Below are 21885 nucleotides of genomic sequence, written 5' to 3'. Positions count from 1 at the left end.
TGGGCGGTTCCCTGCCGCAGCGGTGCTACTTCAGCGTCACGTCGGCGAGCGACGACAGCGAACGGTCGGCGCGCATGGTGAAGCCCTCGACGTCCGAACGCATCGCCGTATAAAGCTGCGCGTAGGTCAGGAACGCGACCGGACCCTTGCACGCCGTCATCTCCTGGATCGTGTCGTAGCTCTTCTTGCGAGCGGCCAAGTCCGTCTGCGTGCGCGCCTTTTCGAGGAGCGCGTCGAGCTGTTCGTTCTTGTAGTTGAAGACGTTCGTCGAACCGCCCGAATGGAAGGTGCGGTAGAAGTAGTTGTCGGGATCGGCCGATCCGCCGTTGGCCGAGATGAAGAGATCGAAGTTCGAGTTGCGCCAGTCCTGCACGAACTTGCCGATCTCCGGGCTTTCCAGCTTGACGGTGATGCCGACGGCCGAAAGCTCCTGCTGGATGATCTGCGCCATGACGCGCGTATCGTCGCGCGGCAGCACGAGAAGCGTGAGCTGGGTGCCGTCGGCAACGCCGGCTTCCTTGAGCAGGGAGCGTGCCTTGTCCTGATTGCTCGAATAGCAGGGGAAGGAGGAGACGGGTTCGGCCCAGTTCTTGAGTGCCGGAGAAAGCGGCCCGGCCGGAACGCCCGCACCGAAGAGTGCACCCTTCACCAGATCGCCGCGATTGATCGCGTAGTTGATCGCCTCGCGCACCTTCGGGTTGCCAAGCGGCTTGCGGTCGACGTTCATGCCGAGCAGCGTGTAGGAAAGCTCGACCGTATCGTCGAGCTTCACGTTCGGACGGCCCTTGAGCTGCAGCGCCGCCGAGGCGTCGATATTGGGGAGCATCTGGTACTTGTCGCTCGTCAGGCCGACCTGACGCGTGGCTGCTTCCGGCACGATGTCGAAGTTCACGCCGTCGAGCTTGGGCTCGCCCTTCTTCCAGTAGTTCTTGTTGGCGGCAAGCTTGATGCCGACGTTCTGCTGCCAGCTCACGAACTTGAAGGGTCCGGTGCCTTCGGGCGTCTGCTGGAGCGTATCGGTATCCTTGCGATACTTCGCTGGTACGATCGCGATCGAGCTCAGGGCGTCGAGCAGCGGTGCGGTCGGCTCCGAGAGGTGAAGGACGACGGTATGGTCGTCGGGCGTTTCGATCGAGGTGACGGTCGAGATGCGGCTTGCGAGCGGCGAGCCGGTGTCGACATCCTCCACGCGCTTCAGGCTGGCTGCGACGTCCTTGGCGGTCATCGCGCTTCCGTCGTGGAACTTCACGTCCTGCCGGAGGTCGAACGTATAGGTCTTTCCGTCGTCTGAAATCTTCCACGACTTCGCAAGCGAGGGCTCGACGGCGAGCTTGGCGTCCACCCGCGTCAGCCCCTCGTAGATCGTACCCTGGATCACCTGAAAGGAGGCGAACGACGTAACGATGTGCGGGTCGAGGCCGGAAGGCGAAGTGTCCATCGCGATATCGAGCGTGGCGGCCGAGGCGGGCAGGGCCGGCAGGCACGCGAATGCGACGGCAGCACCCAGACAGGTAGCGGCGAGACGTTTCGAGATCATGGACGAAAGCTTTCCCTTCGACGCGCGAAGCGTTCAAAAAGACGGTGCAGGCCTTGCGGCGACACGGCGAATGACCGTAGGGTAGTCCACATGCATACCAATTACAACGCCGATCTCGGAGGCGTCAGTTGACGGAAAGCGCCGAGCTTCGCGACGACGCCGCGGCGGCCGAAGCCGGGACGCCGGCGGATACCGTTCTCGAAGTCAGAAACCTCTCGCTCGCCGCATCGGCCGGCGCGCTCGTCGAGGATGTGAGCTTTTCGCTCGCGCGCGGCGAGACGCTCGGCCTCGTCGGCGAATCGGGTTGCGGCAAGACCGTGACGGCGCTTGCCGTGCTCGGTCTCCTGCCGAAGCCGGGCGTCGCGGTCGCCGGCGGAGCCATCCTTCTGGAAGGCCGGGATCTGCTGGCGCTCGACGATACGCAGATGGACGACGTGCGCGGCGACCACGTCTCGATGATCTTTCAGGAGCCGATGACGTCGCTGAACCCGGTCCTGCGGGTCGGCGAACAGATCGGCGAGGCGCTGAGCCTTCATCGCGACATGAAACGGGCGGCGGTCGAAGCGCGGGTCGGCGAACTCCTCGCGCTCGTCGGGCTGCCCGAGGCGCATCGCCGGCGCTATCCGTTCCAGATGTCCGGTGGCCAGCGACAGCGCGTGATGATCGCCATGGCGCTCGCCTGCCAGCCCGCCGTCCTGATCGCCGACGAACCGACGACGGCGCTCGACGTGACGATCCAGGCGCAGATCCTCGAACTCATCAAGCGCATGCAGAAGGAATTCTCGATGGGCTGCGTCTTCGTCACGCACGATCTCGGCGTCGTGGCGGAAACCTGCGACCGCGCGGCGGTGATGTATGCCGGACGCATCGTCGAGACGGGACCGGTCGACGCGCTCTTCCACGCACCGCTGCACCGCTACACCGACGCGCTTCTCGACACGGTTCCAGGCGGCGAGGAGGGTTGCGATATCGAGTTGCCCGCCATTCCCGGCATGGTGCCGCCACCGGGCGCCCGGCCGCCCGGTTGCGCCTTCGTCGAACGGTGCGCGCACGCGACGGAGCGGTGCCGCGAGGAACGCCCACCGCTCGTCGAGCGTGGCGCGCACAAGGCATGGTGCTGGAACCCCGTGCCATGACCAACATCCTCGAAGTGCGCGATCTGGTGAAGACCTATCCGGCGGCCGATGGCGGTCGCGTGCGGGCGCTCGATGGGGTCAGTCTCGACCTCGAACGCGGCGAGATCCTCGGCATCGTCGGCGAATCGGGGTGCGGCAAGAGCACGCTCGCCCGTTCGGTGATGCGGCTCGAGGAGCCGGATTCAGGCTCGGTCCGGCTCGGCGACACCGATCTGACGACGGCACGCGGCCGCGCGCTGATGCGTGCTCGTGCGCGCATCCAGATCGTCTTTCAGGACCCGTTCGGTTCGCTCAATCCCCGTCACCGCGTTCGCACGATCGTCGGCGAGCCGCTGGTCGTCCATGGTCGCAAGGGGGTCGATGCGCGCGTGCGCGAGCTGCTGGAAATCGTCGGGCTGCCGACGAGCGCCGGCGATCGATTGCCGCACGAGTTCTCCGGCGGCCAGCGCCAGCGCATTGCCATCGCACGCGCGCTCGCCCTTTCTCCCGAAGTCATCGTCGCCGACGAATCGGTTTCGGCGCTGGACGTCTCCATCCAGTCGCAGATCATCAACCTCCTCGCCCGGTTGCGGAAGGAGCTCGATCTCTCGATCGTCTTCATCAGTCACGACCTTTCCGTCGTGCGCCACCTGTGCGACCGGACGGAGGTCATGTACATGGGCCGCGTCGTCGAGGCGAGTAAGACGCGCGCTCTCTTCAAGGACCCGCGTCATCCGTATTCGCGGGCGCTTCTCTCGGCGATCCCGGTGCCGCCGAAGAAGGCTGTGCGTACCGAGCGCGGCGAACGCATCATCCTTTCCGGCGAACTGCCGGATCCGGCACACCGCCCTTCGGGCTGCGCATTCCATCCGCGCTGCTTCATGGCTGAAGAACTATGCCGGCATGAAGAACCGGCCCTGCTGCGCCGGCGTTTGGAAAAGGATATCGGGCAGGCGGATGAAGGCCGTCTGGCCGCATGCCATTTTGCCGGCGATCCCGTTCCGGGCGGTACATGATCCGGTAAGTAAGCAACGACTGACCGATGTGAATGCAGATTGGAACGACGAGCGACGATGTCCGACGATGAACCGAATGCGGTAGCCACCGAAAGCGCGAATGCGCGATACGGTAGTCTCGAACGTCTCGAGGGCGAGGCGCTGACGAACGCGCTGCTTGAAGGGCAGAATACGGCGTTCACCGCAATCGCCGACGCCGTTCCGGCTTTGACGCGCGTGATCGAACGCGCATCCAAACGTCTGCGGTCGGGCAATGGGCGCATCGTCTATGTCGGGGCGGGCACATCCGGGCGCATCGCCGTTCAGGACGGTGCGGAGCTTCATCCTACCTTCAACTGGCCGATGGAGCGGCTGGTCTTCCTTCTCGCCGGCGGTTCGGAAAGCCTGATGGTGGCAAGAGAAGGCGCCGAGGACGATATCGAGGCGGGGGCGAACGGGATCGCGGACATGGCATGCGGGCCGGACGACGTCGTCTTCGCGCTCGCGGCCAGCGGTACGACGCCCTACACGATCGCAGCGGTGGAAGCTGCCAAGCGGGCCGGCGCACTTACCGTCGGCATCGCCAACAATAAAGGTTCGCCGCTTGCGGCCACGAGCGAAGAGGCGATCGAGCTTTCGACGGGCGCCGAGGTTCTCGCCGGCTCGACGCGCATGGCCGCCGGCACGAGCCAGAAGATCGCGCTGAACATCCTTTCGACGGGGATCATGGTGCGGCTTAACAAGGTCTATCGTGGACGCATGGTCGACATGCGCACCACGAACGCCAAGCTTCGCCGGCGGGCCGTCGCCATGGTGATGGATCTTGCCGGATGCGACGCGGATGGCGCCGAACGTGCGCTGGAAACCACGAAATACGATCTGAAGACGGCCATCCTCGTCGCTCACGGGCACGCCCTGTCGCAAGCGAAGGCGATGCTCGTCGAATGCGATGGCGATCTCGGTGCAGCACTCGGCGAGGCCAGGGCGTGACGATCTCGATGTCGCAGGGGGAAGCCGATGCACGAACCTGAGGACATCGTCGAGCGCGCCTTCGCACCGGCGGCGCGAGCGGTCGACAGCGGCGCCATTCCATGTGCCGCGCTCGGCGTCGTCACACGCGAGGGAAAGCGCGCCGTGCGCTTTGCCGGTGCGGCTGCCCGCGAGCCGGAACACGAAGCCTTGACGCGCGAGCACTGGTTCGACCTCGCATCGCTGACCAAGGTCATCGCGACGACGCCGGCTGTCATCCGGCTTGCCGAACAGGGCACGATCGACCTCGACGCGACGCTCGCGAGCGCGATACCCGATCTTCGCCAATACGATACGGCCGGCGCGCCCGAACGCAGGCTCACCTTTCGCCAATGCCTGACGCACGCCACCCATCTGCCCGGCGTCGAACCCATCTATACCTATGGCAGCGACCCGGACACACTGCGCGCTTTCGTACTTCAGCGCGCCTGGAAACCGGGGCCGAGCGTCTATTCCGACATCAACTTCATCCTGCTCGGTATCGCGATCGAACGGCTGACGGGTGGTCGTCTGAACGACCTTCCGTTGGGCGAAAGCCTTCGCTACGGCCAGCCGCCGGGCCCGGCGGTCGCCACCGAGCAGTGCACGTGGCGAAGGCGCGTCCTGAAGGGTGAGGTCCACGACGAGAACGCCTTCGCGCTCGGCGGCGCTTCCGGCCATGCCGGCCTGTTCGGCACGGTGGACGGCGTGCTGGGTTTTGCAAGCACGCTGCTCGACGGCAGCGCCTGCTCGCCCGCGATGCTCGAAGCCATGCGCACGCCCGTCTTCAACGACCGAACGCTCGGCTGGCAAAGCCGCTATGCCGGCTGGCACGGCGGGGAGGCGTGCTCGGTGGATACGATCGGCCATACCGGCTTCACCGGAACGGGGCTCTGGATCGATTTCGAGAGCGGGCTCGCCTGGACGCTGCTGACCAACCGCGTGCACCCGACCCGCCACCGCGAAACCGGCATCGCGGCGTTGCGCGTCGAGACCGGAAACGCGGTTTCTGACGCGGCCGGCTAAAGCGGTTCAGGCTTATGCGGAAGCGCTCTGTTCGACCGTTTGCCGATCAGCGCGAGGCGACCTGCGTGGGCAGGTCGGAAAGGTCGGCGACCACGACCATCCGGTTGATCTTGCCGTTCTTGAAGGCCTTCAGGAACTTCGAATAGTTCTTGAACACCACGCAGCCATTGGACTCGCCGGGCCGGCCGGCCAGCATGTAGGTATGGGCAAGGAAGCCGTCGCGGCCGTATTTCTTTTGACCGTCGGCCGGCAGCATGCGCACGGCCTGCACGCCGTGGAAGAGGTGCCGGCGCATCGTCAGATTGTAGACGTTCACCGGCGTCGGACCGTGGTTCTTGGCGCGCGTGTAGCGCGGATCGTCGGTCATCCGGCCCATGCCGGAGTGGGCTTCGAGGGTCTCGCCGCCCGGCAGGTAGACCGTCGCGTCCTTGATCGAGTAGACGGCGACGTTGGTGCCGACGTTCGCCAGATGCGACTTGTGCGAAAAGCCGAAGAGCCGGCTTAGAAAGTTGCCGTTGCGTTTTGGTGCGGCCGCTTCCGGCGCAGCCGGTTCGGGCCGTACGGTTTCCAGCTTCGCGATCTTCGGTGTCGCGACTTTCCGTTCGACGATCTTCGGCGCGGCGATCTTGGGCCTGACGGTTTCCGGCCGGATCGTTTCGGGTGTCACGGTCTCGGGCTTGGCGTAGGCCAGCTCGTAGTTTTCCGGTGCCGTCGGCTCGGCCGTAAGCGCGGGCTGTGCCGTCAAGTTCGGCTGCGGACGGGAAGAGGGAAGTGGTGCGTCCGGGAGCGGCGCCGGGACATCCTCTACCGTCTCGGTCTCGACCGGCGTGGTCACGGGCTCGGCGACGGCGACCTCGATGGCGGTCGCTGCCGGGTTCTCCGCAGCCGGCTCGTTCGGCCTGCCAAGGGGCAGGGGAACGGTATCCACTTCGGGCCCGACCGCCTCCGCGACGACCGGCTCGCTTCCTTCGACCGGTTGCGCCGCCGATGCAGGCTCGGCCGCCGGGACGGCAGCCTCGGCCAGTTCGGGTCCGGCGTTCGGAAGCGAAAGTTCGGGCGCCGGTGTCGGAACGGGCACGTGCGAAGGTTGCAGGCCGCGAGCGAGGTTCGGGAAGGTGGAACCTCCCGCCATCGCCGAGCGGATCGTCCGCTTCGCATCGTCGGAAAGCGCCGGCTCGACGAGCGCCGCGCTCTCCGATGATGCGATGGGCGCACTCACGGGCCGTCCCGAGCGTGAAAGGGCGATGGTCTTCATGCCGCGCGGCGCATGGAATTGTTCATGCGGGCGCGTGACCCGGCTTGTGCGCACCAGCGTGACGCCGGGCGAGGGCCGCGGCAGGTCCGTATCGGGCGCGAGGCTTGCCGTCTCGAGGGTTTCGGAGCTGTGATCGCGCATGAGTGCGGCGGCGATCATCGGATCGGAACGCAGGCGGTCGACGACCGAGGGATTCAGAACGACGACGCCCGCAACGGCGGCCATCGCAGCGAAGACGCCCACGCCGACATATCGCGCGAGGCCGGAACCTCCGGCTTCATGTGGCTGAAGGGCCCAGCCGTCGGCGGCGATCCCCTCGAAGCATGTTTCGCTCGACATTCGATCCCCCGGCGGCATTCCCGATGCCCGCCGTCATTCGTACCCGATCCTACGAAGCGTTCTTACGTTCGCATTTCATGGGTCCCAGAATCAACCAACCGGGTAACCAAGTCCTTTATGTTTTGCCGTTTTTCGTTCGCTCGCGGTAAACGAACGGTAAGGCACGGCGCCCGGGCCCGTCAGCGGACCGCGCGGAATGTGCGCACGAGCAGGCTCTTAAGGGGTTTGGCATGGTGATAGACGGTTGCGACCGCACGTCCCCTGAACGTCGCGACGCTCGTCAGGTTGACGAGCGGTGAACCGGTGGCGCCGAAATTGCTCTTGTAGTTCCCGTCGCCCATGCCGAGATCGAAATAGCGGTCGCCACGGGCGTGGCGCGCTTCGATCAGGCCGAGCAGCGACTGGATGCCCGGCGAATAGCGGCCATACGTCTTGAGGCCGGCGCCGCAAAGCGTCGAGACGGTGAAGTCGGTGCCGACCATGCCGAAATCAGCGGCGATCAGACGGTCGCCGGCCGTCATACCGTAAGCGACCGCGCGACCGGTACGAAAACCGGTGCGCGCGAACCGACGGTAGAAGGCGAAATAGGCGGGTTCGTGCAGAAGGTCGCCGGCGAAGCGGGCGGTGCGTTCGGCATGGATGAAGTCGAGCGCGGCGTCGACCTGTTCCAGCGTTTCCATAGCGCCGATGCGCACGGGACCGTGCGCCTCTTCGATACGGCGTCGCTTGCGGCGAAGATCCTTGCGGAAATGCTTTTTCAGATGGCGCTTCTGCCAGTCCTGGAAATCGGCGCCGTCGAGGGGGACGGCGTGCGTGCTGTTTTCGTTCGGCGTGCTGGCCTGGCAGTCGAGCAGACGGGCGATCAACGTCGCATGCTCGCGCACCTTGCGGAAGAAGACGATGTCGATGCCCGCGAAGGCACCCTGCAGCGCCCCGCGCAGATCGGCGTTCTCCGCCATGCGTTTCAGGACGTCGAGCGAACAGACGACGGCGTTGTAGTCCGAGACGCCGAGATCGGCCGGTTGGGCGATGCGGATGCCGCCCATGCGCTGGATCGTCATCGGCAGGACGGCCAGGAGAGCGCCGTCCGTCTCGCGGCGAACGGTGATGACGAGCGGCCGCGCGACGAGGCCAGGAACGAGGGTTTCGTACATGCAGGCGAGCCATTCCGGCCCCTGGAACACCGTGGCGACGGAGTGTGCGAAGAGCGTGCGGTAAGCGGTCGAGAGGAAATCGAAATCGTTCTCGATGCCGACCACGAGCCCGGTGTCGCGATCGAGCGTCGTCGGACGATCCGCCATGGCGATCGGGCGCGCGGAAGCGGTTCGCTCGACGGTATCGGCCGACGACATTCCATGCGATTCGGGTTCGACGCGCTCCGTCATCACGCGGTATCTCCCTGCGCGCGCCGATGCTTTGCGAACACGCGCAGCGGCGTTGGATCGAGCGCCGTGCGCCCGATCGCGGCTGCACGCAGGAGAAGCATGATCGCGACGTAGGAAACGGTCGTGGCGACGGCCGCACCTGCAAGCCCGAAGAGCGGCGTCAGAACGACGAAGCCGGCAATCCTCAGCGCAACGCCGGCGCCGATGACCGCGAGATATCGACCTTCGTTGCCGGTAATCATCAACAGCGGCGCGCTCGGCCCCGCCGCGGCGAGCGCAGCCGTTCCAAGGCACAGCACGAGCAGCCACGGGTAGAAGCGGGCGGTATCGGGATCGATCAGCACCAGGAGCCACGATCCGCCGATCGCAATGGCGACGAGACCCACGACGATGACGGCCAGCGTCACGCCGGCGACGACGTCGAGCAGACGGGCGAGTTCGCCGAAACGACGATGAAAGAAGAGGTCCGGAATGCGTCGCGTCGTCATGATGTTGGCCGAATCGGCCGCCGCGAGAAAGATGTTGGCGATGCGCGTGGTGACGAAGTACGCGCCGGCAAGGCTCGGTGAAAGCAGCAGGCCGATCATAAGTACGTCCAGGAACTGGTTGACGGCCTCCAGGCTCGTCGAGAACCAGAGCTTGAGCGAACGGTGTATCCAACTGCGCCGGAACGTGTGTGAGCGTATCTGCGCGCCGGCGGGAAACTGCCGTCGGATCCGGTAGGCGGCCATGGCCACCTGCGTGACGAGCGCCGCACCGGCACCGAGTGCGAGCAGCATGAAGATGTCCGCGATGTCGCAGCCGCCACCGGTAACGAGCACGAAGGCCAGATAGACGACGGCGGGAACGAACATCGCGAAGTTCGCGAGCCCGTCGCCTGCAATCATGCCGATTGCCGTGCGCACCAGATGGTTCACCGCCTGGAGCAGGACGAAGATCACCAGATAGGTGCTCGCAGCAAGCGCAAGGCTCGTGCCGTGCGCCACGTAAAGCGTGCCGCCGAGTGCCGGGAAGGCAAGGACGCACCCCGCGAGTACGAGTGTCGCGGAAAACGTCAGCGACGCTTTCAGGCCGGGACCGTCGTCGGTCGCGACGTGCTCGTTCCAGGCGCGAAGCAGGAATATCTGCTGGCCGAAGGTTGCCACCACGGCGACCAGACCGACGGCGGAGAACACCATCGAATAGATGCCGAAACGGGTGGGGCCGAGAACGCGGGCAGCAAGCGTGATCAGCGCGAAATTGACCGCGACCATGCCTGTCTTGATGGCGAACGCGCCCGCCATGTCGGCAAGGTTGCGGTCGGCGAGCAACCGCGTCACGCGTCGCGTCAACCCGCCGGTGGTTCGTCTGCCCTTGCCGCCGTCGCCCGAAACCGTGTCGACCGGCATCTTCATGCGTAGGTCACGAGGCCCTCGGGCGCGTCGGCGTCGATACGAAAATGACGTTGCTTGACGACGTCGCCGCTCGTCTGGCGGCCGAGCCGCTTCCACAGCAGCGCGGAGGCCGCCTTCGGATAGACGTGAAGGCCGCGATCGCGCGTCGAGGCGTTCTTGATGCCGAGCGTGCGCCGCATGACGCCGTTTCCGTAGTGGACGGCATAGGCGTTGCGGATCTCGCGCGTCCAGTGCTCCATCGTCACCGAGATGTTCAGGCAATCGTGGTTCTGTACGCGGTGCGGCGCGTAGAGCGGCCAAGTGATCATCTCGCCCGGCTTCAGAACGATCTCGTCGGCGTAGTCGTCGTACCAGAGCTCGTAGGGCAGATCCTCGTCCGTCTCTCGAAGCAGGATCTTCTCGATGTTCCGATCGTCCATGAAGACCGAGGAGCGGGGATAGAGAAAGACGCTCTTCTGCCCCTCGATCTGCCAGAGCGACTGGCCCTGAATGTCGGCGTGGTAATAGACCTTGGCGTTCGGCGAGGAGATCAGCACGCCGATGTTGCGCTTGAACGTCGAAAAGCCCGGCATGCGCCGTTCGAATTCGTCGAACACCTGATCGAGCAGGGCGCGGTATTCCGGCGACCAGTCCATGATGCGGCGCACGTTCATCCACATGCGGCCCTTCTCGATCGCGCGGATGGCGTCCTCGCCGCTAGACCCGCCGAGCTCGCCCTGGATACGGTCGGGCTTGTCCGTCTCGTGACACATGGATTCCAGCCCGAGTTCTTCCGGCGGGCACTGCTCGATCAGCCTTCCGAGCGCGGACCGGCTGAAGAGGCCGGTTTCGCGCAGGCGGTGATTGAGCTTCAGGCGTTCATGACCGAAGAGCGCGGCATGGCGCGGCTGCCAGTCTGCGATGATCTCTCGTTCCTCAGCCGTCGCGGTCATGAATCGGGCCCCTCTTCTCGTTGCAGACAGCGAAGCGATCCCCCGCGCCGCAGCGCGGAGTTCTTCGACGACGGGAAGAGTGGCACGAACACCGTTTCCATTTGCCCAAACGCATCGATCACATTTGAGACAACGGCGGTTTTTCTACGGTTTACGGACAAGGAAGCGGCCGGATGCGGCCGCTCGCAACGCCTGACGTCGCAGAGCGGGGCAAACGCTTTCGCCTGCTGTGGCGACGTCATGCGTACTGCTCCATGCCGGGCGATGGGCAGGTGCGCGCATCCGCAAGCATGGGCCGGCGAACCTTCGACAGGCCGCTCGAAGCGGTCTCAGTCCGGAACGATCGCCGTCGCCTCGATCTCGACCAGAGCGTCGGGCTCGACCAGATTGGCGACCTCGACGAGGGCCATGGCCGGATAATGCCGTCCGATCCGGTCGTGGTAGATGCCGCCGAGGTCACGCAGCGAGGCGCGATAGGTCTCGATGCTGCGAACGTACCAGGTCAGGCGCACCAGATGGTTCGGTTTTGCATCCGCCTCGGCCAGCACGGCGACGATGTTGGCGAGCGTCTGGTCTACCTGTGCGAGAAAGCCGTCCGCGAGCGTTTCATCGCCGTCCCAGCCGATCAGCCCGCCCGTCATGACGACGGTACCGCGCGCCATCACGCCGTTGGAATACCCGCGCGGCTTCTTCCAGCCGCCCGGCTGGAGAATCCGGAAGACTTCGTCGTCCCGCGTGCCCTCGTCCTTCGCATCCAATGGTCGGGTCTCCTGATCGATTATCGTGTTCGTTCGGTATCTGCCGATGTCTCGGCGGCCTCGGCGCGCGTCAGCATCTGCCGGGCGATGATGAGCTTCTGCACCTCGCTCGCCCCTTCGTAGATGCGCAGCGCCCGGATCTCGCGGTAGAGCGTTTCCGGCACGCTGCCTGCGCGCACTCCGTCGCCGCCGTGAAGCTGCACCGCGCGGTCGATGACGCGTTGCGCGTGCTCGGTCGCGATCAGCTTGGCCATCGCCGCCTCGCGAGTAATGCGCTCGGCGCCGGCATCGCGCGTCCATGCCGCGCGGTAGACGAGGAGGGCCGAGGTATCGACCTCGCATTCCATTTCCGCGAGCGCGGTCTGTGTGGTCGGCATGTCGGCAAGCGGCGCGCCGAAGAGTTCGCGGGTGCGCGCACGTTCGATCGTGGCGGCGAGTGCGCGACGGGCGAAGCCGAGTGCGGCCGCGCCGACGCTCGCGCGAAAGATGTCGAGCGTCGTCATCGCGAGGCGAAAGCCCTTGCCGGCCTGCCCGATCCGGTGATCGGCCGGAATGCGGCAGTCGTCGAAGCGAAGCCGGGCGAGCGGATGCGGGGCAATCGTGTCCAGACGCTCGGCGATCGTCAGGCCCGGCGTGTCGGCCGGCACGGAGAACGCCGCAAGACCGCGGGCGCCCGGTGCTTCGCCGGTGCGCGCAAAGACGACGTAATGATCGGCGATGCCACCGTTCGAGATCCACGTCTTCTCGCCGTCGAGACGGATCGTGTCGTTGCCCGCAGGCGTTGCGGAAAGCGCTATGTTGGCGACGTCGGAGCCTGCCGCCGGTTCGCTCAGGGCGAAGGCCGTAATCGAGCGTCCGGCACGCACGTCCGGCAGGATGCGCGCCTTCATGGCGTCGTCGCCGGCAAGCGTAATCGCTGCGCTGCCGAGCCCCTGCATGGCGAAGGCGAAGTCGGCGAGCCCGTCGAAGCGGGCGAAGGTCTCGCGCAGGATGCAGATCGAGCGCACGTCGAAGCGGCCGTCTTCCGGCGCGGCATAGGCGAGGAAGCCCGCTTCGCCCATGGCACGCACGAGCCGCCGACAGCTCGCGTCCACCTCGCCATGGTCGACGAGAGAGGCGACGTTCGTCGCCGCCCATTCCGCCGCCTTTTCGGCCAGCGCGCGGTGGCGCGGTTCGAAGAACGGCCAGTCGAGGAAGCGCGGATCGATCACCGTCAGTTTCCCTCGAAAACGGGCTTCGTCTTGGCGGCGAACGCCTCGAATGCGCGTCGGAAGTCCGCCGTCTTCATGCAGAGTGCCTGGGCGATCGCTTCGGAATCGATCGCCGCGTCGACGCTCATCGCCCATTCCGTGTGAAGCATCCGCTTCGTCAGCGAATTGGCGTAAGCCGGGCCGCTTGCGAGCGCACCGGCAAGGTCCTTGGCGCTCGCGAGCGCTTCGCCCTTGCCGACGATCCGGTTGTAGAAGCCCCAGCACTCGCCTTCCTCTGCGGACATGAAGCGTCCGGTATAAAGCAATTCGCTGGCGCGACCCTGGCCGACGATGCGCGGAAGCAGGGCGCAGGCCCCCATATCGCAGCCCGCAAGGCCGACCCGGTTGAACAGAAAGGCGGTCTTGGCGCCTTCGCCGGCAACGCGCATGTCGCTCGCCATGGCGACAATTGCGCCGGCGCCGGCACACACGCCCTCGACCGCGGCGACGATCGGCTGCGGGCAGGCGCGCATCTCCTTGACGAGATCGCCGGTCATCGTCGTAAAGGCGTGGAGATCGGCCGCTTCGAGCTTTGTCAGCGGCTCGATGATCTCGAAGACGTCGCCCCCCGAGGAGAAATTGCCGCCGGCACCGGTGACGACGACCGTGGTGATCGTTTCGTCGAAGCGCAGTGCATGGAACGTATCCCTCAGTTCGGCGTAGGATTCGAAGGTGAGGGGGTTCTTCTTCTCCGGGCGGTCGAGCGTGATCGTCGCGATCGCGCCTTCGACGGCGAGCTGAAAATGTTCCGGCCGATAGTCGGAAAGCGGCGCGCGGGCCTCGCTTTGTCGTTTCATCATTTCTTGCCTCCCTCGCCGGGCATCGTCGCGTTGCGCACCGAGCGCTTCACGTCGCCGAGCCGGCGCCACAGCCGTTCGCGGTCGTTCTCGCTCAGATCGCCGAGCAGTTCGGCGATCCAGTCCGCATGCGCGTCGGCCATGACCGCGAATTCGCTGTGGCCGTGCGGCGTCATGCGCACGCGAACCGAACGCCGGTCGGTCTCGCTTACCTGCCGCTCGATCAGCCCCTCCTGCACCAGCCGTTCGACGAGGCCGGTCACGTTGCCGTTCGAGACCATCATGCGCTGGGACAGTTCACCGAGAAGCACGCCGTCCTCGCTGCGAAAAAGCTGCGCCATCAGATCGAAGCGCGGAAGAGTCGTGTCGAACCGTTCGCGCAGGCGCCGGCGTATCTCCGTCTCGATGAGGTTCGAACAGGTGAGCAGGCGCAGCCAGAGACGCAGTTCGCTGCGATGGTCGCTCGGATTTTCCTGCAGCGCCGACTCGGCGTCGATATGCGCCGAAAGCTGGCGCTCGTGCTTGTTCATAGTTCTCCTCCGGCAACGGGAACGGCCTGCCCGGTGATAGCCGAGGCGTTCGCTCCGGCCAACCACACCACCGTACCCGCAACCTCCACCGGGTCGATCAACCGGCCCATGGGGTTCTGGCGCGTGAAATTGCCGAGAAGCTCCTCCTTTGGGCGGCCGGTCTTTTCGTGCAGTGCGTCGATCGACTGACGGATCATGTCGGTATCGGCATAGCCCGGGCAAACGGCATTGACCGTGACGCCGGTTCCTGCCGTTTCCAGCGCCACGGCGCGTGTTAGTCCGACGGCGGCGTGCTTGGAAGCGCAATAGGCGGAGGCGTAGGCGTAGCCCTTCAAGCCCGCCGTCGAAGCGACGGTGACGATACGCCCGAAACCCGCCTCGACCATGCCAGGCAGGACGAACTGCATGGCGGTGAGAAGCGGCTCGACGTTGAGCGCCATCATGGAACGAAGCTGGTCCACGCTCGTCCGTCGGAAGGGGGCCGTCTCGGCGCTGCCGGCATTGTTGACGAGTACCTCGACGGGTCCGTGCCCGTTTACGGCCTCGGCAAGCGCGGCTTCCAGCGCTTCGCGGTCGCGAACGTCGGCGTGGACGTGGCCGGCCGCGCCCAAAGCCGCCGCCGCGGTCGCCGCGCTTTCCGCCCTGCGCCCGAGCACGGTGACGCGATAGCCGGCCTCCACGAGGCCTCCGGCGATCGCATAGCCGAGGCCGCGTGTGCCGCCCGAGACGAGGGCGTGAGCGGTGCGCGAAGGGTTTGACAACAGCGTGATCCGATGTGGGCGAATTTGTTTTAGGTTTAAACAATCAGCGATGCCCCATCAATAGGACAGTTCGCCGGATGCCGAAACCGCCTTCGTCCCGCCGGATGGCGTTGCCGGCGGATGAAGGGGAAACGCAGGCGGTAAACCTTCGCTCGTTTTGGGGTTGAAAGTTTTAAGTCTAAAGCTTTTACTGCGTTGGGAACGAGGGCCGTACGCGATGAAAATTGCAGTGCTTGGCGGTGGAAACGGATGTTACGCCGCAGTCGCCGATCTCGCGGAGGCGGGCCACCAGGTTCGTTTCTGGCGTCGCAACTATCGCGATTTCGGCCCCGTAGCCGAGCGTGGCGCGCTGATCCTGCGCGACTCCAAGGGTGAGCGCGAGGTTCGCCCCGATCGCATCACCGACGATATCGGCGAGGCGGTCGATGGTGCCGCGCTGATCGTCGCGCCGCTTCCAGCCTTCGCGCAGGCCGATCTCGCGGAGCGGCTCGCACCGCATCTGACGGACGACCAGGTCATCTTCCTGCCGCCCGGCACGTTCGGCTCCTATGCCATGCTCGCCGCCTTGAGGGCGAAGGGGTGTAACGCCGCGATCATGATCGCCGAGACCGGAACGTTGCCATGGCTTGCGCGCAAGCGCGATGCCGGCACGGTCGCGATCACGACACGGGCAAGCCGCCTGCCGACCGGCGTCGTCCCGGCGCGGCGCAGCGAGGAAGCGCTGAAGGTCGTGGCCGAAGCCTTCCCGAACGCGATCGAACCCGTCGAGGACGGGCTGTCGGGTGCCCTGATGAATGCCGGGCCGATCATCCACCCGCCGCTCATCCTGATGAACGCCGGGCCGATCGAGCATTTCGACCGGTGGGATATCCACAACGAAGGCACCCAGCTCTCGATCCGCCGTGTTCACGGCGCGCTCGACGGCGAGCGTATCGCCATCCGCGAACGGCTCGGCTACGCGCCGCCGCATTTCCCGCTCGCCGATCACTACGAGACCTCGAACTGGATGTATGGCCATCTCGCCCACGACCGGCTGGTCGACTCGGGGGACTGGCACGAGACGCTCGACTTCGAGTCCCATCGCTACATGCGCGAGGACATCGCGATGGGTCTGGCGCTTCTCGTTTCGCTCGGCGAGTGGAGCGGGACGCCGTGTCCCGTCGCGGCCGGGCTCTTGTCGATCGCGAGCGCGGTCACCGGCGAGGATCTGCGCGCGAACGGACGGACCGTCGAAACGCTCGGTCTCGCCGACTACAGTCCGGCGGACCTCAAGGCGATGCTTGCGGAGGGCCCATGACGCGGACGGTGCCGGAGATCGCGACGATTGCCTGCTACGGCGCCGGGCGGATGGGCCGCGGCATTGGCCATTGCCTTGCCTATGCTGGATACGAAGTCGCACTGATCGATTCGCGCACGCGTTCGCACGAGGCGTGGACGGCCTATCGCGAACAGGCGAAGGCGGAGGTCCATGCGTCGCTTTCGGCACTCGCGGATATCGGCGGTTTCGAGGCCTCGGCGATCGGCGCGATCCTCGAGCGCGTCCATCTTTACGCACGATCCGAAGCCGGCGACGCTCTGGCTACGGCCGATCTCGTCTTCGAGGCGGTGCCGGAGACCGACGAGGCAAAGCGCGACGCGCTCGCCGAAATCGACCGGCTTGCGAGAGAGACGGCGATCGTCGCCTCGACCACCTCGACCTATCTTTCCACGCAACTCGCTGCGTGGAGCGGGCGACCCGACCGCTTTTTGAATGCACACTGGTTGAACCCGGCCTATCTCGTCCCGCTCGTCGAGGTGAGCCCCTGCGAAGAGACGGACGAAGCCGTTCTTTCGGCGGTGAACGCATTCCTGGAGGCGATCGGCAAGGTGCCCGTCACCTGCAAGGCTTCGCCCGGCTACATCGTGCCGCGGCTTCAGGTGCTGGCGATGAACGAGGCCGCCCGTCTCGTCGAGGAGGGCGTGGCGTCCGCCGAGGACGTCGACAAGGCGGTGCGATACGGCTTCGGCTACCGCTTCTCCGTGCTCGGCCTTCTCGAATTCATCGACTGGGGCGGCGGCGACATCCTCTTTCACGCGAGCCGCTACATGGCCGATGCGACCGGCGAGGACCGCTTCGCCACGCCGCCGATCGTGCGCGAGAACATGGCCGCCGGGCGCAACGGACTGCGTGACGGGCAGGGTTTCTACGACTACCGTGATCGCGAGATCGCCAGCTACCGGCGAGAGCGGATGGCCGTCTTTCTCGATCGTCTGAAGGATGCCAGCCTGCACCTGCCGCCGTCGTCCGGCGCCGGCGGGGGGCATACGGCGAACGAAGAAGGTGCGACATGAGCGATCTGACCTTCACCGTGCGCGAGAGCGTCGAGGAAGCGCCGCTGGTGCGTTCGCTGGTACTCGAGGCGCCCGAAGGCGAGACGCTGACGGAGTGGCACGCCGGTGCGCATATCCGCATTCACCTGCCGGAAGGCGGCGACCGGCCCTATTCGCTCATCGACCATCCCGACTGGCGAACGGGGCGCCACTACGTCGTGGCGGCACGGCTCGAGGACGAAAGCGCCGGTGGGTCGCGCTATATCCATGCGTGCCGGCCGGGCGACGCGGTGAAGAGTTCGCAGCCGATCAACCAGTTCGAGCTTCGCGAAGACGAAGGCGAGACGCTGCTTCTCGCCGGCGGCATCGGCATCACGCCGCTCTTTTCGATGGCCGCGGCGCTCGACCGGGCCGAGCGTCCCTTCACGCTTCATTATCTCGGCCGCGCGCAGGGCCAGCTCGCCTTCACGGAAGCGCTCGAGGCCATGTGCGGCGATCGTCTGACGGTGCATTACGACGACGCGGAAAAGGGGCGCCCGGACTTCGCACGGGTGATCGAGGCATTGCCGTCGGACGGCGCCATCTATGTCTGTGGTCCGGCGCCGATGATCGAGGCGGCGAAGACGGCCTGGGCGCTTGCCGGGCGGCCCGCCGAACGCCTGCATGCCGAGCTCTTCACCGGCGTACAGCCTCCCGTCGGCGGCGACCGGAGCTTCGAGGTCGAGATCGCTTCCACGGGCGCGGTCGTGACCGTCGGGCCCGAACAGACGATCATCGAGGCGCTGGAGGCCGCCGGCCTCGATATCGTCTACGATTGCCAGCGCGGCGATTGCGGGATCTGCCAGACCGAGGTGCTCGACGGCATTCCCGAACACCGCGACGTGGTGCTTTCCGACGAGGAAAAGGCCTCGAACACGGTCATGCAGATCTGTGTCTCGCGCGCGAAGACGCCGCGTCTCGTGCTCGATCTCTAAACGCAAGGAGGTAATGCGATGCCCCGATATGCGCCTCGATACGCAAACGATCCGTCTGCCGTCAAATCGCTGGTCGAGGCGGAGCGCGTGCATCGCGACGTCTATACCGACCCGGAGGTCTTCGACCTGGAGATGGAGCATCTCTTCGCCAACACGTGGGTCTATGTCGGCCATGCGAGCCAGATCCCGAATGCCGGCGACTACCTGACGACGGAAATCGGCAGGCAGCCGATCCTCGCATCGCGCCACACGGACGGTTCCGTCCACGTGCTCTACAATCGCTGCCCCCACAAGGGCACGAAGATCGCTTCCGAGCCCTGCGGCAACACCGGCAAGTTCTTCCGCTGCCCGTATCACGCCTGGTCGTTCAAGACGAACGGCAAGCTGCTCGCGATCCCCTTCAAGAAGGGCTACGAGGGAACCGGCCTGAAGGAGAGCGGTGCGGCCGAGGGGCTCGCACCGGTGGGCGCGAGCCATGTCTATCGCGACTTCATCTTCGCGAGACTGGCCGAGACCGGCATCGAGTTCGAGACCTTCTTCGGCGACAGCCTGTCCTCGATCGACAACATGGTCGACCGCTCGCCGGAAGGCAGGCTGGTGCTCGAAGGCGCGCCGCTGCGCTACATGCATCCGTGCAACTGGAAGATGCTCGTCGAGAACCAGACCGACACCTGCCACCCGATGGTCGCCCACGAATCCTCCGCCGGCACGGCGATCTCCGTGTGGGAGCGCGAGGAGGCCAAGGGCGGCAAGAAGCCGATGGCCGTCGAAGTCTACGCTCCCTTCATGGCGCCTTACGAGTTCTTCGAGGACATGGGGCTGAGGGTCTGGCCGAACGGGCACGGCCACACCGGCGTCACGACCTCGATCCATGCCGATTATTCCGCGATCCCGGGCTATTTCGAGGCGATGAGCGAAGCCTATGGCGAGGAACGCGCGAAGGAGATCCTTGGCGAAAACCGGCACAACACGGTCTATTTCCCCAACATCATGGTGAAGGGGCCGATCCAGACACTGCGTGTCTTCAAGCCGATCGCCGCCGACAGGACGCTTGTCGAAAGCTACACCTTCCGCCTTGCCGGCGCACCGGACATGCTCTTCGAGCGCACGCTCATGTATAACCGGCTGATCAACGCACCGACCTCGATCGTCGGTCACGACGACCTCGAAATGTACGAGCGTGCCCAGCTCGGTCTGCATGCCGACGGCCAGGAATGGGTGAACATCCAGCGGCTCTACGAGCCGGGCGAGGAAGCCGACGTGACCGCACTTGCCGGCGGCACGAGCGAGCGCGAAATGCGCAACCAGTTTCACGCCTGGGCGAAGTTCATGACCGCTTCGATGGAAGAGCCGGCCGGCGAACGCGTGCACGAGGCCGCGGAATGAGCGGCATAACCGAACGCGACCTGACGGACTTCGTCTACCGCGAGGCGCGCCTGCTCGACGAGCTGCGCTACGAAGACTGGCTCGCCCTTTACGCCGAGGACGGGCACTACTGGATGCCGGCGGAATGGCAGCAGACCGATCCGCGACTCCAGGCCTCGCTGATGTACGAGGACGTGCTGCTTCTCAGGATCCGCGTCGAGCGGCTTTCGGGCGCGCGCACCTTCAGCCAGAAGCCAAAGAGCCGCGCGCAGCACCTGTTGCAGACGCCACAGGTCGACGAGATGAACACGGACGAGAACCGGTATCGCACCTTCACGCCGTTCCACTACGCGGAGACCCGCGGCGACGAGTTCACCATCTTCGCCGGCTGGGCGCGGCACGAACTGAGGCTCGAGGATGACCGGCTGAAGATCGTCCTGAAGCGTGTCGAACTCGTCAATTTCGATGCGCCGTTCGGCAATATCCAGCTCTTGATGTGAGATCGCGTATGCATGCTGTTCTTGCCGATGCCGGCCGCGACGCGAGCGTGTTTCGCCGCTTCGAGCGGATCGCCGGGGCGTTTCCCGACCGGTCCTTCTTCGCGGTGCTGCCCGAAACCGCCAAGGCCTACGGGATCGAGGCCGAGGAGATCACCTATGCCGAAGGGCTTGCACGCATCGATGCGCTTGCGAACGCCTATCGGCAGGCGGGCTACGGGCGCGGCCACCGGGTCGGGCTGCTTTTGCAGAACCGGCCGGCGTTCGTCTTCCACTGGTTCGCGCTGAATGCGCTCGGCGCCTCGGTCGTGCCGATCAATCCGGACCTGCGTCAGGCCGAGCTCGAATACCTGATCGCCCATTCCGGCATGCAGCTTGCCGTCGCCGTTCTGGCGCGCGTGGACGACCTGAAGACGGCCGCCGCGGCTGCCGGATGCGAGATCGCGGTCATTCCGCCCGACGAAGCGCCCACCGAGGCGCGCGAGCGTGCCGTGAACACCGAGACGGGCGAGCGCGAGGACGAATGCGCGCTGCTTTATACCTCGGGCACCACCGGCAAGCCGAAGGGCTGCGTGCTCGACAACGAGTACTTCCTGCTCGCCGGCGAATGGTACGCGACGGTCGGCGGGCTCTGCACGCTTACGGTCGATCCGCCCGAGCGCATGCTGACGCCGCTCCCGCTCTTTCATATGAACGCGATGGCCTATTCGCTCGTGGCGTCCATCACGGTCGGCGGTTGCATCGCGGTGCTCGACCGGTTCCATCCGCGCAGCTGGTGGGCAAGCGTGCGTGGCTTCGGCGCGAGCGTGATCCACTATCTCGGCGTGATGCCGGCGATGCTGATGTCCGCGCCCGAGGGCGAGGCGGACCTCGACCATGCCGTGCGCTTCGGTTTCGGGGCCGGTGTCGATCGTGGCCTGCACGCCGAGTTCGAACGCCGCTTCGGATTTCCGCTGCTCGAAGCCTGGGCGATGACCGAGACGGGGGCAGGGGCCGTCGTCATCGCCGGCGAGGAACCGCGCCAGATCGGCACGAACTGTTTCGGCGCTCCGGGGTCCGACATCGAGGTGACGATCGTGCGCGACGATGGCGGCGAGGCGGCGACGGCCGAGCCCGGCGAACTTCTGGTGCGCCATGCCGGCAGGCCGGGGCTCGGCTTCTTTCGCGAATACCTGAAAGATCCGAAAGCGACCGCCGAGGTCTGGCGCGACGGCTGGTTTCACACCGGCGACGTGGTCGCCCGCGATGCGGACGGCAAGCTGCACTTCGTCGATCGCAAGAAGAACGTCATCCGCCGTTCGGGCGAGAACATCTCCGCCGTCGAGGTGGAAAACGTGCTCGCCCGCCATGCGGGCGTCGAGCAGGTCGCCGTGGCCGCGACGCCGGATCCGGTGCGCGGTGACGAGGTGGTGGCGCTCGTGGTGCCCGGCGAGGAAGCCGTTGCCCGCGACCGGGAGGCCGCCGAGGCGATCGTGCGGTTCTGCCTGACCCAACTCGCCTATTACAAGGCGCCGGGCTACCTCGTCTTCGTCGACGCGATCCCGCTGACGGCGACGTCGAAGATTCAGCGCGGCGAACTCCGCCAACTGGTCGAAACCCTGCTGGAAGAAGGCCGAGCCTTCGACACCTGCGCACTCAAGAAGCGAACGGCGTGAGC

The 21885-nt window shown here is 65.8% G+C and carries 20 protein-coding genes; 10 read left to right on the top strand and 10 right to left on the bottom strand.

What is annotated here, in order from left to right:
* Window positions 1–25: 25 nt before the first annotated feature.
* Window positions 26–1537 carry an ABC transporter substrate-binding protein gene (locus FJU11_RS15330; protein WP_141167950.1) on the bottom strand — a complete coding sequence of 504 codons (1512 nt, stop codon included), beginning with the start codon at window positions 1535–1537 and terminating at the stop codon, window positions 26–28.
* 128 nt (window positions 1538–1665) lie between these two features.
* On the opposite strand from FJU11_RS15330, the gene FJU11_RS15325 reads away from it, so the two are divergent.
* Genes FJU11_RS15325 through FJU11_RS15310 form a run of 4 tightly spaced genes read left to right on the top strand, consistent with a single transcriptional unit; the run spans window position 1666 to window position 5681 of the window.
* The gene (locus FJU11_RS15325; RefSeq protein WP_141167949.1) at window positions 1666–2673 is read left to right on the top strand and encodes an ABC transporter ATP-binding protein; all 1008 of its coding nucleotides are present in this window, start codon (window positions 1666–1668) and stop codon (window positions 2671–2673) included.
* Window positions 2670–3668 carry an ABC transporter ATP-binding protein gene (locus FJU11_RS15320; protein WP_141167948.1) on the top strand — a complete coding sequence of 333 codons (999 nt, stop codon included), beginning with the start codon at window positions 2670–2672 and terminating at the stop codon, window positions 3666–3668. The genes FJU11_RS15325 and FJU11_RS15320 overlap by 4 nt, the downstream gene beginning before the upstream one ends.
* A 57-nt stretch (window positions 3669–3725) precedes the next feature.
* The gene (locus FJU11_RS15315) at window positions 3726–4637 is read left to right on the top strand and encodes an N-acetylmuramic acid 6-phosphate etherase (protein ID WP_141167947.1); all 912 of its coding nucleotides are present in this window, start codon (window positions 3726–3728) and stop codon (window positions 4635–4637) included.
* 27 nt (window positions 4638–4664) lie between these two features.
* Window positions 4665–5681, top strand: a complete 1017-nt coding sequence (locus tag FJU11_RS15310) for a serine hydrolase domain-containing protein (RefSeq protein WP_141167946.1) — start codon at window positions 4665–4667, stop codon at window positions 5679–5681.
* Between the two features lie 46 nt (window positions 5682–5727).
* Here FJU11_RS15310 and FJU11_RS15305 read toward each other — a convergent pair whose 3' ends face one another.
* The 9 genes from FJU11_RS15305 to FJU11_RS15265 form a co-directional block, all read right to left on the bottom strand.
* Entirely contained in the window at window positions 5728–7275 is a 1548-nt protein-coding gene (locus tag FJU11_RS15305; RefSeq protein ID WP_235891058.1) for a DUF2778 domain-containing protein, read from the bottom strand.
* A 179-nt stretch (window positions 7276–7454) separates the two neighbouring features.
* Window positions 7455–8660: a GNAT family N-acetyltransferase gene (locus FJU11_RS15300; protein WP_141167945.1), complete on the bottom strand. Its 1206-nt coding sequence runs from the start codon at window positions 8658–8660 to the stop codon at window positions 7455–7457.
* Window positions 8660–10054, bottom strand: a complete 1395-nt coding sequence (locus FJU11_RS15295) for a lipopolysaccharide biosynthesis protein (RefSeq protein ID WP_141167944.1) — start codon at window positions 10052–10054, stop codon at window positions 8660–8662. Before FJU11_RS15295 ends, FJU11_RS15300 begins: the two co-directional genes overlap by 1 nt.
* Window positions 10051–10986 carry a cupin domain-containing protein gene (locus FJU11_RS15290; protein WP_141167943.1) on the bottom strand — a complete coding sequence of 312 codons (936 nt, stop codon included), beginning with the start codon at window positions 10984–10986 and terminating at the stop codon, window positions 10051–10053. Before FJU11_RS15290 ends, FJU11_RS15295 begins: the two co-directional genes overlap by 4 nt.
* A 329-nt stretch (window positions 10987–11315) precedes the next feature.
* The gene (locus tag FJU11_RS15285) at window positions 11316–11744 is read right to left on the bottom strand and encodes a RidA family protein (protein WP_235891057.1); all 429 of its coding nucleotides are present in this window, start codon (window positions 11742–11744) and stop codon (window positions 11316–11318) included.
* 20 nt (window positions 11745–11764) lie between these two features.
* Complete coding sequence (locus FJU11_RS15280) at window positions 11765–12955, bottom strand: acyl-CoA dehydrogenase family protein (RefSeq protein ID WP_141167942.1); 1191 nt, start codon at window positions 12953–12955, stop codon at window positions 11765–11767.
* A 2-nt stretch (window positions 12956–12957) separates the two neighbouring features.
* Window positions 12958–13794 carry an enoyl-CoA hydratase family protein gene (locus FJU11_RS15275; RefSeq protein ID WP_141167941.1) on the bottom strand — a complete coding sequence of 279 codons (837 nt, stop codon included), beginning with the start codon at window positions 13792–13794 and terminating at the stop codon, window positions 12958–12960.
* Entirely contained in the window at window positions 13791–14321 is a 531-nt protein-coding gene (locus tag FJU11_RS15270; protein WP_141167940.1) for a MarR family winged helix-turn-helix transcriptional regulator, read from the bottom strand. Before FJU11_RS15270 ends, FJU11_RS15275 begins: the two co-directional genes overlap by 4 nt.
* Window positions 14318–15082, bottom strand: a complete 765-nt coding sequence (locus FJU11_RS15265; protein WP_235891056.1) for an SDR family NAD(P)-dependent oxidoreductase — start codon at window positions 15080–15082, stop codon at window positions 14318–14320. The genes FJU11_RS15270 and FJU11_RS15265 overlap by 4 nt, the downstream gene beginning before the upstream one ends.
* 217 nt (window positions 15083–15299) lie before the next feature.
* Between FJU11_RS15265 and FJU11_RS15260 the strand changes: the two genes are divergently transcribed.
* The 6 genes from FJU11_RS15260 to FJU11_RS15235 are packed head-to-tail and all read left to right on the top strand — an operon-like array spanning window position 15300 to window position 21883.
* Complete coding sequence (locus FJU11_RS15260) at window positions 15300–16379, top strand: NAD/NADP-dependent octopine/nopaline dehydrogenase family protein (RefSeq protein ID WP_141167938.1); 1080 nt, start codon at window positions 15300–15302, stop codon at window positions 16377–16379.
* A complete protein-coding gene (locus tag FJU11_RS15255) occupies window positions 16376–17413 on the top strand; it encodes a 3-hydroxybutyryl-CoA dehydrogenase (protein ID WP_235891055.1) in 1038 nt (345 codons plus the stop codon). Before FJU11_RS15260 ends, FJU11_RS15255 begins: the two co-directional genes overlap by 4 nt.
* A complete protein-coding gene (locus FJU11_RS15250) occupies window positions 17410–18366 on the top strand; it encodes a PDR/VanB family oxidoreductase (RefSeq protein WP_141167937.1) in 957 nt (318 codons plus the stop codon). The genes FJU11_RS15255 and FJU11_RS15250 overlap by 4 nt, the downstream gene beginning before the upstream one ends.
* Window positions 18367–18384: 18 nt before the next feature.
* Window positions 18385–19752 (top strand): aromatic ring-hydroxylating dioxygenase subunit alpha, encoded by a 1368-nt coding sequence (locus FJU11_RS15245; protein WP_141167936.1) that lies wholly within the window; start codon window positions 18385–18387, stop codon window positions 19750–19752.
* A complete protein-coding gene (locus tag FJU11_RS15240; protein ID WP_141167935.1) occupies window positions 19749–20231 on the top strand; it encodes an aromatic-ring-hydroxylating dioxygenase subunit beta in 483 nt (160 codons plus the stop codon). The genes FJU11_RS15245 and FJU11_RS15240 overlap by 4 nt, the downstream gene beginning before the upstream one ends.
* A gap of 8 nt (window positions 20232–20239) precedes the next feature.
* Complete coding sequence (locus FJU11_RS15235) at window positions 20240–21883, top strand: AMP-binding protein (RefSeq protein ID WP_141167934.1); 1644 nt, start codon at window positions 20240–20242, stop codon at window positions 21881–21883.
* Window positions 21884–21885: the final 2 nt, after the last annotated feature.

It is taken from the genome of Pararhizobium mangrovi, from assembly GCF_006516965.1.
Classification (GTDB): domain Bacteria; phylum Pseudomonadota; class Alphaproteobacteria; order Rhizobiales; family Rhizobiaceae; genus Pararhizobium_B; species Pararhizobium_B mangrovi.
Note: the sequence above shows the minus strand (reverse complement) of the source record. Positions and strands in the feature narration are given on the sequence as shown.